The sequence below is a fragment of the Bradyrhizobium acaciae genome (assembly GCF_020889785.1).
Taxonomy (GTDB): Bacteria; Pseudomonadota; Alphaproteobacteria; order Rhizobiales; family Xanthobacteraceae; genus Bradyrhizobium; species Bradyrhizobium acaciae.
In genome coordinates, this window is record NZ_JACMYK010000167.1 from 1 (window position 1) to 14,909 (window position 14,909).

The following is a 14,909-nucleotide window of genomic DNA, read 5'->3' on the forward strand; positions in this document are numbered from 1 at the left end:
CCGGCATCGTCGTCAGTGCGCCAGGCGCAACGATCAGGAATTCCGGCTCGATCTCCGGTGGCGCGGGCGGTGGTGGCGGCGCGCAGGTGTCCGATGTCGACGCGAATCAAGGCGAGCCGTCCACCGGCGGCACGCGGGGGAAGCCCGGTGCAGCAGGCACGGGCGGTTCCGGGATCGTCGGTGGCGGCTTGACCATCATCAACAGCGGGACGATCACCGGCGGCGGCGGCCCGGGCGCGCAGGGCAACGCGATCGGCTTCACCGGCGGAGCCAATACGCTGACGTCGATCGGTGGAACGCTCAGTGGCAATCTTGCGATTGCAAATGGCGTCGGTGCCAGCCTGACGTTCCTGCAAACCAGCGCGGCCGGCGCGTCGGGCGATGTCACCATCTCCGGCATCACGGGCCTCAATGGCCTGGCCACCGACGCCTCGGTTGCCGTCAAGCTGGATGCTGGGCGCTCGCTGATCGTTACCGGTGCCAGCACCTACACCGGCGGCACCTCGGTGAGCGACGGATCGACGCTCGTCATCCGCAACAGCAATGCACTCGGCAGCGGCACGCTGAAGATGGGCGAGACGCTTGCCGGTCTCACCAAGCTGGTGCTGGACGGCAACGGCTTCAACATCGCCAACACCATCGTCATCAACGGCGATCCCGTCATCACCGTCGCCGCCGGTACCACAAACACGATGTCGGGGCCTATCAGCGGTGCCGGCGATATCGTGCTCAACGGGGGCGGCACGCTGGTGCTGTCCGGCGCGAATACATATACCGGCGGTACCACGATCTGCGGCACTGCGTGCGGCATTGCCGGCGGCAGCAGCGTGCTGCAAGTCGGCGTCGACACCGTGGGCACGCCGGGCGCGATTGTCTCGTCAGCAATCGGTACTGGCCTGCTGACCTTCGACGGCGGCACGTTGCAGGCCGGCGGCAACTACACGATCGCGAACAACGCACAGGTCAACGCCACCGGCGGCAGCATCGACGGCAACGGATACACCTTCACTTACTCGGGCAACATTGGCGGCGCCGGTGGACTGTCAGTGCTGGGCGCTTCGGCCTTCCTCGGCCGCGTGGTGTTGACAGGCTCCAACACCTATGCCGGCGGCACCACGATCTGCAATTGCGCAACGCTGCAACTCGGCGACGCCAGCCACACCGCCTCGATCGTCGGCGAAGTCACTGTCAATGGCAGGTTCGAGATCGTCAACGCCAACACGGCGGGCATCACCAAGATCGTCAACGACGGCTTCAACGGGTTCGCCAGCACGACGTTCTACAATTCCACGACGGCGTCGACGGCCGTGATCGTCAACCGGAATTTCGGCGCCACGGTGTTTGGCGACAGCAGCACCGCGGGCAATTCCACCATTACCAATGGTAACAACGTCGGCTCGACGTATTTCCTCGGATTTTCGTCGGCGGCGTCGGCGAAGATGACGACGTCCGCCACCGGCTATATCAGTTTCTTCCAGAGCAGCACCGCGGCGAACGCGACGATCGACAACAGCGGCTTGACCTATTTCGGCACGTTCGGCGACGCGTCCGAGGCGCCGACCGCAGGCAACGCGACGATCACCAACCGGACCGGCGGCGCGCTGATCTTTGCCGCATATGCGACGGCCGGAAACGCCATGATCACGACCGAGAGCGGCGCGAGCGTCACGTTCGTCGACAACGCGACCGGCGGCAATGCGCAGTTCATCACCCAGGGAACCGGCTATGTGGACTTCGGCGGCAGCCTTGGGCCGAACGGTGATGGTCGCCTCACCGCAGGTTCGATCGCGGGCTCGGGCACCTACTACATCGGTGGCGGCAACACGCTCGCGGTCGGCGGCAACAATCTCTCGACCGTCGTCAGCGGTGTGATCGCCGATTCCGATCCCTGCGGTTGCGGCCCGGCCGGGCCTGGCAATCTGGAAAAGACCGGCAGCGGCACGCTGACTCTCTCGGGCGTCAACACCTATACCGGCAGCACGGTCGTCAATGGCGGCATCCTGCAAGTCGACGGCTCGATCGTGTCGTCGAGTTCGGTGACCGTGAACTCTGGCGGTGCGCTCTCCGGCGGCGGCATTGTCGGCAACACGACGATTGCGAGCGGCGGCATCCTGATGCCCGGCAATGCGACGCCAGGCACGTTCCTGAACGTTGTGGGCAATCTCGCCTTCCAGTCCGGCGCTTTGTATGTCGTCGGACTGAATTCCACCGCGTCGACATCAGCCAAGGTGACCGGTACCGCGACGCTCGCCGGATCGGTCGGCGCCAGCGTCGCCGCCGGCAGCACGATCGCCAGGCAATACACCATCCTGTCGGCCGCAGGTGGCCGCAGCGGCGCGTTCGCCGGCGTCGATTCGACCGGGCTGCCGTCGGGACTGATCGCGACGCTCGGCTACGACGCGAACAATGCCTATCTCAATTTCGCGCTCGATTACGCCACGAAATCCAAGCTCAACGTCAACCAGAGCAATGTCGCGGCGACGCTGCAGAACTTCTTCAACGCCAATGGCGGCATCAACGTGGCGTACGCGGGACTCTCGCAGAACGGCCTGACCCAGGCCTCGGGCGAGGGCGCGACCGGGTCGCAGCAGGCGACGTTCAACGCGATGAACCAGTTCCTCGGTCTGTTGACCGATCCGTTCGTCGCCGGGCGCGACGGCGGCTTCGGCGGTGGCGCGGCGGCGACGCCCTATGCCGAGGAGAGCACAACGCTGGCCTACGCGGCGCGCAAGACCGAGCCGCGCGACGCGCTGGCTGCAATCTACACCAAGGCGCCGCCGCAGCAGCTCGACTTCGATCAACGCTGGAGCATCTGGGCAGCAGGCTATGGCGGATCGCAGACCACCGGCGGCAATGCGGTGCTGGGCTCGAACAATTCCAGCAGCAGCGTCTACGGGACGGCGGTCGGCGCCGACTACCGCTTCTCACCGAACACCATTGCGGGCATCGCGCTCGCCGGCGGCGGCACCAGCTTCAGCGTCAACGGCCTCGGCTGGGGCCGCTCGGACCTGTTCCAGGCCGGCGCGTTCGTCCGCCACACCGTCGGTGCGGCGTATCTCAGCGCAGCGCTCGCCTATGGCTGGCAGGACATCACCACCGACCGCATCGTCACCGCCGCGGGCGCCGATCATCTGCGTGCCAACTTCAATGCCAATGCGTGGTCGGGACGCCTTGAGGGCGGCTATCGGTATGCGACGCCGTGGATGGGCCTGACGCCTTACGCGGCGGCCCAGTTCACCAGCTTCGAGCTGCCGAGCTATGCGGAGACCGTGGTCGCGGGCGGCGGCGCCTTCGCGCTGAATTATGCCGCAAAGAGCGTCACCGACGTCAGGAGCGAGCTCGGCCTGCGCAGCGACAAGTCGTTCGCGGTCGACAGCGGCATCCTGACGCTGCGCGGCCGCGTCGCCTGGGCGCATGACTTCAACCCGAACCGCAATGTTGGCGCCGTCTTCCAGGCGCTGCCCGGCGCGGCCTTCGTGGTCAACGGTGCGGCGCAGGCCAGCGACTCCGCACTGACCACGGCCTCGCTCGAGATGAAGCGGCGCAACGGCTGGTCGGCGGCCGCGACCTTCGAAGGCGAGTTCTCCAACGTCACCCGGTCGTACGCCGGCAAGGGCGTTATGCGCTATACGTGGTGACCCTCCGTGCTATAGCGTCTTGAAGCGAAAGCCTGCCCGGACTTGATCCGCGACGGTGTATTTCGCGAGACGAAATACACATCAAAATGAGTGGGACAAAACCCACGCGGAGGGAACATGCGCGCAGCGATCTTCAGAAACGGCGAGATTGTCGTCGACCAGATGCCGGAGCCGAAGCCCGGCGCCGGACAGGTGCTGGTCAAATCGCTCGCCTGCGGCATCTGCGGTTCGGATCTGCACGCGCGCAAGCACGCCCACCGCATGGTGGAGCTGAGCAAGTTCCTGCCCGGCCGCACGCCGATGGATCTGTCGCGCGACGTCGTGTTCGGCCACGAGTTCTGCTGCGAGGTGCTCGACTACGGCCCGGGCACCACGCGCAAGTTCAAGCCCGGCACGCGCGTGTGCTCGCTGCCGGCGCTGCTGACGCCGGAGGGCCCCAAAGGCATCGGCTATTCCAACGATTACGCTGGCGCCTATGCCGAGCAGATGCTGCTCAGCGAGCCGCTGCTGCTTGAAGTGCCGAACGGCCTTGCCGCCGAGCACGCCGCGCTCACCGAGCCGCTTGCGGTCGGCGTGCACGCAGTCGCGATGGCCAACATCCAGGGCGGCGAAGTGCCGCTTGTGATCGGCTGCGGGCCGGTCGGTCTTGCGGTGATCGCGGCGCTGAAGATCAGGGGGCTCGGCCCGATCATTGCCGCCGACTATTCACCGGCGCGGCGTAAGCTCGCCGAGAAGATGGGCGCCGACGTCGTGGTCGATCCCGCCAGGACGCAGCCTTATGCGAGCTGGGCCGAGCACGCCCAGATGTCCGACGCCGAGAAGGCGGCGCGGCCGCCGATGCAGGCGCTGTTGCCGCCGCTGAAGCCGGCGCTGATCTTCGAATGCGTCGGTGTGCCCGGCGTGTTGCAGCAGGTGTTCGAGGGCGCGCCGCGCAGTGCCCGTGTCGTCGTGGTCGGCGTCTGCATGGAGACCGACAAGTCGGAGCCGATGCTCGGCATCATCAAGGAGCTCAACGTCCAGTACGTGCTCGGCTACACGCCGGAAGAGTTCGCCTATTCGCTGCGCCTGATCGCGGAGGGCCAGGTCGATGCCGCTTCGCTGGTCACCGGCCGCGTCGGCATCGACGGCGTCGCGCAGGCGTTTGCCGATCTCGCCAATCCCGAGGCGCACACCAAGATCCTGGTCGAGCCGTGGCGTTAGTGGTGTTGATGGCGCGCGGTTTGCATTTCATGACGCCGAACCTATAGTTCGCGGTCCTCTGAAAGCATCGACCTCATGCGCGTTTCAATCATCACGGGAGGCGGCTCCGGCATTGGTGCTGCGGTTGCGCGCCGGCTCGCCGGCCCCGGCCAATCGCTGATGCTGCACGGGCAGGGCGCCGAGGCGACCGGGCTTGCGCGGCTGAATTCGGTTGCGGAGGAATGCCGCAGCAAGGGCGCGAAGGTCGAAATCGCGACCGGCGATCTCGCCGCAGCCGGCGCGGGCATCGCGCTGGTCGAGGCAGCGCGCGCCGCGTTCGGGCCGATCGATACGATCGTGCATGCCGCGGGCTTTGCCGACCGGCGCGAATTCGCCAGCCTGCCACGCGAGGCGCTGGAGCGCGCTTTCGCCGTGATGGCGGCGGCATTCCATGAAATCGCAGCGGCCGCGCTATCCGACCTTATGCGCAGTGCCGGGGGCCGCGTCGTCGCGGTATCGAGCTTCGGGCCGCATCGTTTCGTGCCGGGCGCCACCTATCCGGGATCGGCGGCCGCGAAAGCTGCGCTCGAAGTGCTGGTGAAGTCGCTGGCGATCGAGCTCGCCGGCTCGGGCGCCACCGCCAACGCCGTGATGCCGGGCTACACGCGCAAGGATCCCGGCCTGTTCGGCGCACTGGATTCCTCTACCTGGGAGCGCGTGGCGAAGGCCAATCCGATGCAGCGGCTGGCCGAACCCGACGAGATCGCCGCCGTGGTCGCCTTCCTGCTGTCGTCGGAGGCGGGTCACGTCACCGGCGCCACGCTGCCGGTCGATGGCGGCCTGACCTTGATGTGACGGCATGAGCGAGAGCACGCCAGCACAACTGGTCGATGTCGCCGTGCTCGGCGCCGGCATGGTCGGCGTCTCGGCGGGCCTCGCCGCGCGGCAGCGCGGGCTATCCGTGGTCGTCGTCGATCGCCGCGAGCCGGGCAGCGAAACCTCCTACGGCAATGCCGGCATCATCTCGTCCGGCTCGATCCTGCCGCTGAACACGCCGGCGCTGCTGAAGAACCTGCCGAAATACCTCACCAACACGCATCCGGCGCTGCGCTGGAATCTCCCATGGGCCATCGCCAATGCCGGTTGGGTGGTCCGTTTCCTCGCCACGGCAACGCCGGCGCAAACAGAACCACGCGCCGCCGCGCTGCACGGCCTGATCGGAACGTCGCTGACCCTGCATCGCGACTGGATCGTGCAGGCGGGCGCCGGCCATCGCATCCGCGAGACCGGCTGGCTGAAAGCCTGGCGCGGCGACGGGCTTGCGACCGCGAAGGCCGAACAGGCGGCGCTCGCCGAATTCGGCGTCAAGAGCGAGGTGCTCGATCGCCAGGCGATCTCCGCGCTCGAGCCGAACATCATTCCTGCCTACAGTGTCGGCCTGCTGCACAGCCAGACGGCATCGGTCGATTCACCCGGCGCGGTGGTCAAGGCCTATGCGCAGCTGCTTGCGAATGGCGGCGGCACGATCAGGCAATCCGAGATCCGGCGGATCGAGCCGGTTGGCGACGGCTGGCGCGTGCAGCTCGCCGACGGCGAGATTTCCGCGCGCCATGTCGTGGTCGCGCTCGGACCGTGGTCGGCCGAACTGCTGCGGCCGCTCGGCTACCGCGTGCCGCTGGCGTTCGAGCGTGGCTATCACCAGCATTTCGTGCCGAACCCGGCACGCAAATTGCTGCGCCCGATCCATGATGCGGAGGGCAGCTTTCTGATGACGCCGATGGAGCAGGGCATTCGCGTCACCAGCGGCGTCGAGCTGACCGCGCGCGACGCGCCGTCGAATTTTGCGCAGCTCGAGGCCGTGGTGCCGATGGCGCGCAGTGTGGCCGAGTTCGGCGAGGCGGTCGGCGAGCGCTGGCGCGGCGCGCGGCCGACGCTGCCCGACAGTCTGCCGATGATCGGGCAGGCGCCACGGCATCGTGGGCTCTGGCTCGCCTTCGGCAACCAGCATATCGGTTTCACCACCGGTCCCGGAACGGGCGCCGCCATCGCGGCGATGATCGCAGGCGCTGCGCCACCATTCGCGGTGAAGGCGTTTTCGCCGGACCGGTATATCGCGTGACACGCGCAAGGCTGCCTGCGATGCTGGGGGATCAAGCGGGCAACCGAGGGGCAGGATGAACTACGTCTGGGATTTCGGGATCCTCGCCAAGTACAGCCATCTGTTCTGGCTCGGGCTCGGCTGGACCATGGCCTACACGATCGGCACCATCATTCTGGGCACGCTGATCGGCCTGATCGTCGGCATGCTGCGGCTGCGGCGCATTCCCGTCATCGACTGGCTCCTGATCGCCTATATCGAAACCTTCCGCTGCACGCCGCTGCTGGTGCAGATCATCTGGTTCTACTACGCATTTCCGGTCGTGATCGGCGTCAACATCCCGGCGCATGTCGCAGCGGTCAGCGTGCTCTCGCTCTATGGCGGCGCGTTCTATGCCGAGATCGTGCGTGGCTCGATCGAGAGCGTGCCGGTCGGGCAGTGGGATGCCGCGAAGGCGCTCGGCTTCCGTGGCTGGCGCTTGATGCGGCTCGTGATCCTGCCGCAGGCGCTGAAGCCGATGATGGCGCCCTACGTCAACCAGTCGGTGACACAGCTGAAGAACACCTCGCTGGTCTCGATCATCGCGGTGCCGGATCTCGTCTACAACGCAACGCTGATCAACGCCGACACCTACCGCCCGCTCGAGGTCTACACCATCGTGGCGCTGATCTATTTCGCGATCCTGTTCCCGTCGACGCTGGTGGCGCGGCGGCTGGAGCGCGGGCTGACTTACGACAAGGTGTGAGTCTTTCTCACCGTCATGGCCGGGCTTGTCCCGGCCATCCACGTCTTTGCTTGCCTGAACAAAAGACGTGGATGCCCGGCACGAGGCCGGGCATGACGAGTTCCTGAGGTGAGAGCATCACCGGTCAGATATTCAGCTCCACCGGCACATCCTCGGGCTTGACGCCGGCGAGCCCCAGGCCCTTGACGAACCATTCGCGCATCTGGCCGATGCCGCGGTTGTAGTCGATCCACACCGACAGGAAATCGCGCCAGCGCTTGTCCTGTTCGCGCCGCACCGCCGTGCCGCTCGCGATCGTCACCGAGGGCGAAGCCAGGATCTTGTAGGTGCCGAGGTTCGGGTTCTTGGCGATCGCGGTCAGCCCGAGCACCAGCGCATTGACCACGCAATCGACGCGGCCCGACGACATTTCCAGCATCACCTCGTCGCGTGACTTCAGCGACTTGATGGTGGCATTCGGCGCAAAGCGCCGCGCCACCGCCTCGTTGGCCGAGCCGACATCGACCGCGATCTTGACCTCGGGCTTGTTGATGTCGGCCCAGGTCTTGGCCTCCAGTCCCTTCTTGAGCATCGCGCCGAACGGATGCGGGAACACCAGATTGGTGAAATCGACCACCAGCGCGCGCTGCGGCGTCGGGTTGAGCGCGAAGCCGAGATCGATCTTGTTGGCCTGCAAATCGAGGATCGAATTGCCGTAGGTCGATTCGACATATTCCAGCTTGACGTCGAGCAGCTTGGCGAGGTCGTTGGCCATCTCGATCGAGAAGCCGGACCAGGTGCCGGTGGCGAGATCCTTGTTGAAATAGGGCAGCTCGCCCGGCAGCACGGCGATGCGCAGCACCTTGTTGGCGCGGATGCGATCCAGCGTGTTGTCGGCTTGCGTCTGCGCCGCGGCCGGGGTGGCCATGGCGGCCGCGAGCGCAGCGCCGCTGCCGATCCCGAGCGCATAACGCAGCGCGTCGCGGCGATCTTCGGAAATTTTGATGTCGTCGGATTGAGTCAAGCGGGCCTCCCTGCACCAGATGGGGAAGCCTAGCGTCGGCGTTCGACCGCAGCAATAGTAGCAACCTGCGCCATTAGTAGGCGCAGCTGCCCAAGTGCTGGTCCGTCTTACCTCGTCCCGACTTCGGCACGGTTATCGCATATGGCTTGCTTCGCAGGGGCGCACTGCCAAAATATCGAAAACAACCCCATGCACAGTAGCCGGCGGCGTCCGGCATTCGACACGGCAACTTGACATGTCGGGCAAATCAGTGGCATTATTCTATTATTCAGAAATAGTGCGCCTTGCCCGGCGAGCCCTGACATTCACCGTTGGCGCGGAGGCAGCCCCGGACCCTAATCCCCGTAAGGAGCGGGAGAGGGGAAGCGACCACCATCAATACTGCCCCGGCACGTACATTTCCGGCGGGATCGGGCCGCGGTGATAGTCGGGGTTGCGCACCCGCGGCGGCAGCACCACCGGTTGGTGCGTGACCTGCTGGTAGGGGATCTGGCTCAACAGATGCGAGATGCAGTTGAGCCGGGCGCGCTTCTTGTCGACGGCATCGACGATCCACCATGGTGAGTCTGGCAGATGCGTGCGCTCCAGCATGATCTCCTTGGCCTTGGTGTAGAGCTCCCAGCGGGTCCGCGCCTCGACGTCCATCGGGCTCAGCTTCCACTGCTTCAGCGGATCGCGGATCCGCATCGAGAAGCGGAACGCCTGCTCCTCGTCGGTGATCGAGAACCAGTATTTCAGCAGAATGGTGCCGGAGCGGATCAGCATGCGCTCGAATTCCGGCACCGAATTGAAGAATTCCTCGTACTGCTCGTCGGTGCAGAACCCCATCACCTTCTCGACGCCGGCGCGATTGTACCAGCTGCGGTCGAACAGCACGATCTCGCCGCCGGCCGGCAGATGCGAGACATAGCGCTGGAAGTACCATTGCGTGCGCTCGCGCTCGTTCGGCGCCGGCAGCGCGGCGATGCGGCAAACGCGCGGGTTGAGTCGCTGGGTGATCCGCTTGATGACGCCGCCCTTGCCGGCGGAATCGCGGCCCTCAAACAGCGCGACGACTTTCTTCTTTTCGTGCTGCACCCAGTCCTGCAGCTTGACCAGCTCGCCCTGCAACCGCAGCAATTCGCGGAAATAGAATTTGCGGTCGATCGACGGTTGTCCGACGGCCCCGTCGTGGTCGAGCTCGTCGAGCCTGACGTCGTCGAGCTCGAGCTCGAGTTCCTCGTCGAGGCTGTCGGCCATCTCCTGATGGATGCGGGCACGCAAGGCTTCCTCGCGCAAGGCTTCATCTCGGGCGGCTTCGTCCCGGGCGGCTTCGTCGGTGAGGTCGGAGGCGGTCATGAACGTCCGTCTTTCAGTGTGTTAGATGGATCGGACGGCAGCATTGACGGGCGATGTTACCCCTCTATGACATCGGCATGACCGCTGTTTCACGCCCCAGGGCGGACTGTGCTAACAAGACGAAAAAAGGGAGATGCCGATGATTTCGCTCACGCCAAGAGACACCCTGCCGGAGGACGGCACACGCGGCACGCTGGTCGGGCGGGTCTGGCTGCCGCAGGCGGGCGGGCCGGCCGTGGTCGCGGTGCGGAGCGACGGCGTGTTCGACGTCACCGCGCGCTTCCCCACGGTGAGCGCGCTGTGTGAGGACGCGGATCCCGCGAGCGCCCTGCACGCCACGCGCGGCGAGCGGATCGGCGATTTCGAGGCGATCCTCGCCAACACGCCGCCCGATGGCCGCGACAAGACGAGGCCACATCTGCTCGCGCCGGTCGATCTCCAGGTGCTGAAGGCCGCCGGCGTCACCTTCGCGATCTCGATGCTGGAGCGCGTGATCGAGGAGAGGGCGCGCGGCAATCCGTCGTCGGCGGAGGCGATCCGCAAGGAGGTGGTGCGCCTGGTCGGCGACGATCTCTCCAAGCTGAAGCCGGGCTCCGAGCAGGCGATGCGGCTGAAGCAGGTGCTGATCGACCAGAACGCCTGGAGCCAGTATCTCGAGGTCGGCATCGGTCCCGACGCCGAAGTGTTCACCAAGGCGCCGACATTGTCCTCGGTCGGCACCGGCATGGATGCCGGGCTGCATCCGAAATCGACCTGGAACAATCCCGAACCGGAGGTCGTGCTCGTCGTCTCCGGCGCCGGCAGGATCGTCGGCGCCGCGCTCGGCAACGACGTCAACCTGCGCGACTTCGAGGGCCGCTCGGCGCTCTTGCTGTCGAAGGCCAAGGACAACAACGCCTCGTGTGCGATCGGCCCGTTGCTGCGGCTGTTCGACCAGACCTTCTCGCTCGACGACGTCAGGAAGATGGATGTCGGCCTCACTGTGAAAGGTGCCGACGGCTTCGTGCTGGAGGGGCATTCCTCGATCAGCAAGATCAGCCGCGACCCGACCGACCTGGTCGCGCAGACCATCGGCCCCGTGCATCAATACCCTGATGGCTTTGCGCTGTTCCTCGGCACGATGTTCGCCCCGGTGAAGGACCGCGACGCCAAGGGCGAAGGCTTTACCCACAAGCGCGACGACATCGTCACCATCGCAGCGCCCCAACTCGGCAAGCTCGTCAACCGCATGCGGAGCAGCGACGAATGCGAACCGTGGACGTTTGGCGTCGGCGCGCTGATGAAGAATTTGGCGCAGCGCAAGGTGCTGTGAGGATAGGAGCTGAATCCATCGTGAGGTGAGTATATTCGTCAGGCTCCCTCCCCCCTTGCGGGGGAGGGTGGGGAGAGGGGTAAGCCCCGGGCGAGATGATGAATGGGTATGTCGCTTTCGTAATGTCGGTCGCGTATTGCGAAAGCACATTGAGAGAGCACGTCGTGTGGTACCCCTCTCTCTAACCCTCCCCCGCAAGGGGGGAGGGAACCCTTCCTCCCGTGCCCGCCTCACTTGGTCACAGCCGATCACGCATACCTCGCCGTCACGCTGCCGAACGGCATGAAATCGGCAACGCACATATCGTCATCGCGGCCGCGCCCGCCGTGGTTTCGTGCTGCAACACGAAACGCGGCTTGAGGAACCGATCGTTTTTCCTGTTATTATCCGCTGGTACATCGAATTTTCTCACGGTGGCCTATGTTGCAGTGCCACGAAGCCGATTATTGCCCCCCTGTCCCGCAGCCTCCTCAAGGCCGGCTTGGATTTGTCGCGCTGCTGACCAGGTTGCGGCGAAATCCACTTGAGTGCTGGAGCGAGGATTTATTCCGCGAGCCCATCGTCAAGCTCCGCCTGCCGTTCACCGACGCATTCGTGGTTCATGATCCAGGCGCCATCAAGCGCGTGCTGTTGGATCATTCGAAGAATTATCCGAAAGACGCGATCCAGCGCCGCATTCTCTCGTCCGGACTGTCCGATGGCCTCCTGAGTGTCGAAGGAGAGCGCTGGGAGATGCAGCGGCGAACGCTCGCCCCGATATTTGCGCGTCGCACCGTCACCTCCTTCACGATGCCGATGCTGATTGCCGCCAACGAATTGTCGGCGAAATGGACGACGATGGGATCCGGTGCCACGGTCGACGTTGCCGCCGACATGACGCTGGTCACGCTGAACGTGCTCGCCCTGACGATCTTCTCGGACGGCATCGGCGGTGATCTCGACGAATTCCGAATGGCCATGAATGCCTATTTCAGCGTGATCGGCCGCATCGGCGCGCTCGATCTGCTCGGTGTGCCCAAATACGTGCCGCGCCCAGGGCATCGCCGCCTGCGCGCGACGATGGCTTATTTCGAGGCCGTGATCGACAAGATCATCGACACGAGATGCCGAGGTCGTGCAGTCCATGCCAAGGGCCCGGACGATCTGCTGGCATTGTTGTTGCGCTCGCCGGATCCCGCGACCGGACGACAATTGAGCCAGCGGGAGATCCGCTCCAACATTCTCACCTTTCTCTCCGCGGGGCATGAGACGACGGCAAACACGCTGGCCTGGTCGATCTTTCTCCTGTCGCAGTCGCCTGAATGGCGCGCGCGTGTCATGGCTGAGGCCGAACGGGAGCTGAACAATCCAGCGGATGACCTCGCTGATCGGCTGATCGTGACGAAGGCAGTGATCGAGGAGGCGCTGCGACTTTATCCTCCGATCGCCGCCCTCAGCCGGATGGCGCGCGAGGCCGACAGGTTGGGCGATCTAGCCGTCGGCGCGGGATCCCTGATCGTGATCGCGCCCTACGTCTTGCATCGGCATCGCATGCTGTGGGATCGTTCCGATGCGTTTGATCCCTCGCGCTTCCTGCCCGAGGCGCGCGGCGCAATTCCACGGTTCGCGTATCTGCCGTTCGGGGTCGGGCCGCGGACCTGCATCGGGTCGTCGTTCGCCCTGCAGGAGGCCGCCATCGTGCTTGCGGTTCTGATCCGCGACTTCGATATGAGATTGCTGCCGCATGCCGACGTGCAGCCGCTCCAGCGCATCACGCTGCGTCCGGCGCATGGACTGCCGATGGCGATCAGCCGAAGGGCGACACAACGGCGGCCTTGAAACAAGGCGGCATCGCATTGGTTGAGCGCCGCGGTCAACGGACTTGGTCTGGCCTGCATGACCGAAGGGCAGGCGAAGCCGCAACTGGCGAGCGGCCGGCTGATGCGCGTGCTAGGCGACTGGTGCCCGCTGTTCTCCGGCTACCTATTATCCCAGCCGCCGGCAGGCATCGCCTGCATTCTCGCTGCTGGTCGACGCGTTGAGATATCGCGGCAAGGTGTGAGTGGAGCGGCAAGTGCGTCCGCGTCGTTGGTCGCGCGATCCGACTGCGCGCTGCGCGATGATGTGCTACCGTTCGCGGTAGCCGCCTTCGTTGCCGAACATGTTCAGAAACCTGGGCGGCAGATCAATCGCATGCCGCAACTTGAGCGCGCGCAAATGCGCGAATTCCGGAGCGACCGCTTGTCGCGCCGTTATGTGAACCAGTTCATCTTCGTTCGCGCTGATCCGTTCCAGCATGTCGGCTCGACGCGAACAGAAGGAGTCGTGGACATGAGCGAGCAGCCATCAAATGGAATGCCCGATTGGCTCACGACGGATATGCTGGTGATCGCCGTCGCACTCGTCATCATCGTCATGGGCATATGGATCGCGCCTTAGCGGGCCATGCGCGCAGGGCGATGGTGAGCCTTACAGGCCCATCATCCGGAAGATCATGCCTCCGATATTCGGGCCGTGACGGTGGTGGCGGCGATGATGGCTTCGTGGGGATTCGTCGTCGGTTGCGGCCATTGCGGTCCTGTTGCCGTCGCGCTCGGGCCCGACCGCGTCGAAGGCCGCCTTCTGCTCGTCGCTGAGCGCGTTGTAGAAGGTGTCGAGCGCAGGACGTACCGTCCCGATCGCCTGAAGCATGGAATCCAGTCTGGCTCCGACCGCCGCAAGGCGGGCCGGCGGCGTGCGCGCGTCGGTCGGCGGACAAGACGATTTCAAGACGTCCTCGGCCTTCGTCGCAGCATCCCGCAAGGCATCGAGGCTCGCCCGCTGCGCGTCGGTCGGCTTGACGTCGCGTTCGATGATCTCGCCGGGCCATGCGATGGCGGCGGCTTGCGCCGTGTTGCAATTGCCGTTGCCTGACGCCGCTTCGCGCCCGGTGCGTTGCCGGTTCGCCGCCAGCGCGGTCACCTTCGCCTTCTGATCGTCGCTGAGCAGGCCGTAGAATTTCTCCAGCGCCGGTTGCAGGATGCCGACCGCGTCGCGCATGGCCTGGAGGCGCTGCTGCATCGAGGCGAGGCGGCTCGGCGCGGTCAACGGCACGTCCTTGGGACACGAGTTGAGAATGGTCTCGGACGCCTTCTGCGACGCGCTGGCGAGTTCGTCGAGCGCAGCACTCTGCTCGTCATTGGGCTGAATGGCGCTGCGGAATTGCTCGATCGGGAAGCCGGCGATATCGCGCGTGTCGCTGCCGCACATGTCGGCAAGCGCGTTGGCTTGATAGGGAGCGCCGGATCGGCTGGTGACCGGCGGCCGCGGACCGGCGCGGCCGGGCAGGTAGTCGGCATAACCGCTCAAGGCATCGTAGTCATAGGGACCGAACAGGCCGGTGTAGATGTCATTGTAGCCGTAGTCCCAGAAGTACGGGTCGTAGTCGTCGCCCCACCAGGCATAGTTATAGAGATCGTAATAGGCGTAGGGCCAGAACACCGGGCCGACCCAGCCGAAACCGCCATGAGGATGGCGCCACCACCAGCCGCCATTGTTGTTGTGATATCCCCAGGCCGCGCCGGCGGCGGCCGTCATGATCGCGGCGCGCGCCGCCGGATTACGCAAGCCGCCCGGGC

11 protein-coding genes and 1 pseudogene are annotated in these 14,909 nt (G+C 65.4%); 9 read left to right on the forward strand and 3 right to left on the reverse strand.

Features of this window, described 5'->3' with window-relative positions; genetic code table 11:
- The 5 genes from H8A92_RS35435 to H8A92_RS35455 all read left to right on the forward strand — a co-directional run.
- A partial coding sequence (locus tag H8A92_RS35435; protein ID WP_233285731.1) for an autotransporter outer membrane beta-barrel domain-containing protein occupies positions 1-3,638 on the forward strand: 3,638 nt, incomplete at its 5' end.
- A gap of 117 nt (positions 3,639-3,755) precedes the next feature.
- Positions 3,756-4,838, forward strand: coding sequence for a zinc-binding dehydrogenase (locus tag H8A92_RS35440; protein WP_229199962.1), 1,083 nt, complete (start codon positions 3,756-3,758; stop codon positions 4,836-4,838).
- A 75-nt stretch (positions 4,839-4,913) separates the two neighbouring features.
- A complete protein-coding gene (locus H8A92_RS35445) occupies positions 4,914-5,672 on the forward strand; it encodes an SDR family NAD(P)-dependent oxidoreductase (RefSeq protein WP_229199963.1) in 759 nt (252 codons plus the stop codon).
- A gap of 4 nt (positions 5,673-5,676) precedes the next feature.
- Positions 5,677-6,936 carry an NAD(P)/FAD-dependent oxidoreductase gene (locus tag H8A92_RS35450; protein WP_229199964.1) on the forward strand — a complete coding sequence of 420 codons (1,260 nt, stop codon included), beginning with the start codon at positions 5,677-5,679 and terminating at the stop codon, positions 6,934-6,936.
- 55 nt (positions 6,937-6,991) lie between these two features.
- Positions 6,992-7,660 carry an amino acid ABC transporter permease gene (locus H8A92_RS35455; RefSeq protein ID WP_229199965.1) on the forward strand — a complete coding sequence of 223 codons (669 nt, stop codon included), beginning with the start codon at positions 6,992-6,994 and terminating at the stop codon, positions 7,658-7,660.
- A 124-nt stretch (positions 7,661-7,784) separates the two neighbouring features.
- Here the strand turns inward: H8A92_RS35455 and H8A92_RS35460 are convergent, their stop codons facing one another.
- Both H8A92_RS35460 and ppk2 read right to left on the reverse strand, forming a co-directional pair.
- Positions 7,785-8,663 carry a transporter substrate-binding domain-containing protein gene (locus tag H8A92_RS35460; protein WP_050629626.1) on the reverse strand — a complete coding sequence of 293 codons (879 nt, stop codon included), beginning with the start codon at positions 8,661-8,663 and terminating at the stop codon, positions 7,785-7,787.
- Positions 8,664-9,038: 375 nt separating this feature from the next.
- Complete coding sequence (gene ppk2 / locus H8A92_RS35465; protein WP_229199966.1) at positions 9,039-10,001, reverse strand: polyphosphate kinase 2; 963 nt, start codon at positions 9,999-10,001, stop codon at positions 9,039-9,041.
- Between the two features lie 139 nt (positions 10,002-10,140).
- Between ppk2 and H8A92_RS35470 the strand changes: the two genes are divergently transcribed.
- From H8A92_RS35470 to H8A92_RS35485, 4 genes and pseudogenes are all read left to right on the forward strand, one after another.
- Positions 10,141-11,313, forward strand: a complete 1,173-nt coding sequence (locus H8A92_RS35470; protein WP_229199967.1) for a fumarylacetoacetate hydrolase family protein — start codon at positions 10,141-10,143, stop codon at positions 11,311-11,313.
- Positions 11,314-11,733: 420 nt separating this feature from the next.
- A complete protein-coding gene (locus H8A92_RS35475) occupies positions 11,734-13,131 on the forward strand; it encodes a cytochrome P450 (RefSeq protein ID WP_233285732.1) in 1,398 nt (465 codons plus the stop codon).
- A gap of 21 nt (positions 13,132-13,152) precedes the next feature.
- A pseudogene (locus H8A92_RS35480) lies at positions 13,153-13,354 on the forward strand (LysR substrate-binding domain-containing protein); the annotation flags it as partial.
- Positions 13,355-13,380: 26 nt separating this feature from the next.
- Positions 13,381-13,731 carry a hypothetical protein gene (locus tag H8A92_RS35485; RefSeq protein ID WP_229199969.1) on the forward strand — a complete coding sequence of 117 codons (351 nt, stop codon included), beginning with the start codon at positions 13,381-13,383 and terminating at the stop codon, positions 13,729-13,731.
- Positions 13,732-13,761: 30 nt separating this feature from the next.
- On the opposite strand, the gene H8A92_RS35490 is transcribed toward H8A92_RS35485, so the two are convergent.
- A partial coding sequence (locus H8A92_RS35490; protein WP_229199970.1) for a Spy/CpxP family protein refolding chaperone occupies positions 13,762-14,909 on the reverse strand: 1,148 nt, incomplete at its 5' end.

Coding starts and splice junctions, on each gene's coding strand:
- H8A92_RS35445 (WP_229199963.1), top strand. CDS start 4,914: ATGCGCGTTTCAATCATCACGGGAGGCGGCTCCGGCATTGGTGCTGCG.
- H8A92_RS35455 (WP_229199965.1), top strand. CDS start 6,992: ATGAACTACGTCTGGGATTTCGGGATCCTCGCCAAGTACAGCCATCTG.
- H8A92_RS35470 (WP_229199967.1), top strand. CDS start 10,141: ATGATTTCGCTCACGCCAAGAGACACCCTGCCGGAGGACGGCACACGC.
- H8A92_RS35475 (WP_233285732.1), top strand. CDS start 11,734: ATGTTGCAGTGCCACGAAGCCGATTATTGCCCCCCTGTCCCGCAGCCT.
- H8A92_RS35440 (WP_229199962.1), top strand. CDS start 3,756: ATGCGCGCAGCGATCTTCAGAAACGGCGAGATTGTCGTCGACCAGATG.
- ppk2 (WP_229199966.1), bottom strand. CDS start 10,001: ATGACCGCCTCCGACCTCACCGACGAAGCCGCCCGGGACGAAGCCGCC.
- H8A92_RS35450 (WP_229199964.1), top strand. CDS start 5,677: ATGAGCGAGAGCACGCCAGCACAACTGGTCGATGTCGCCGTGCTCGGC.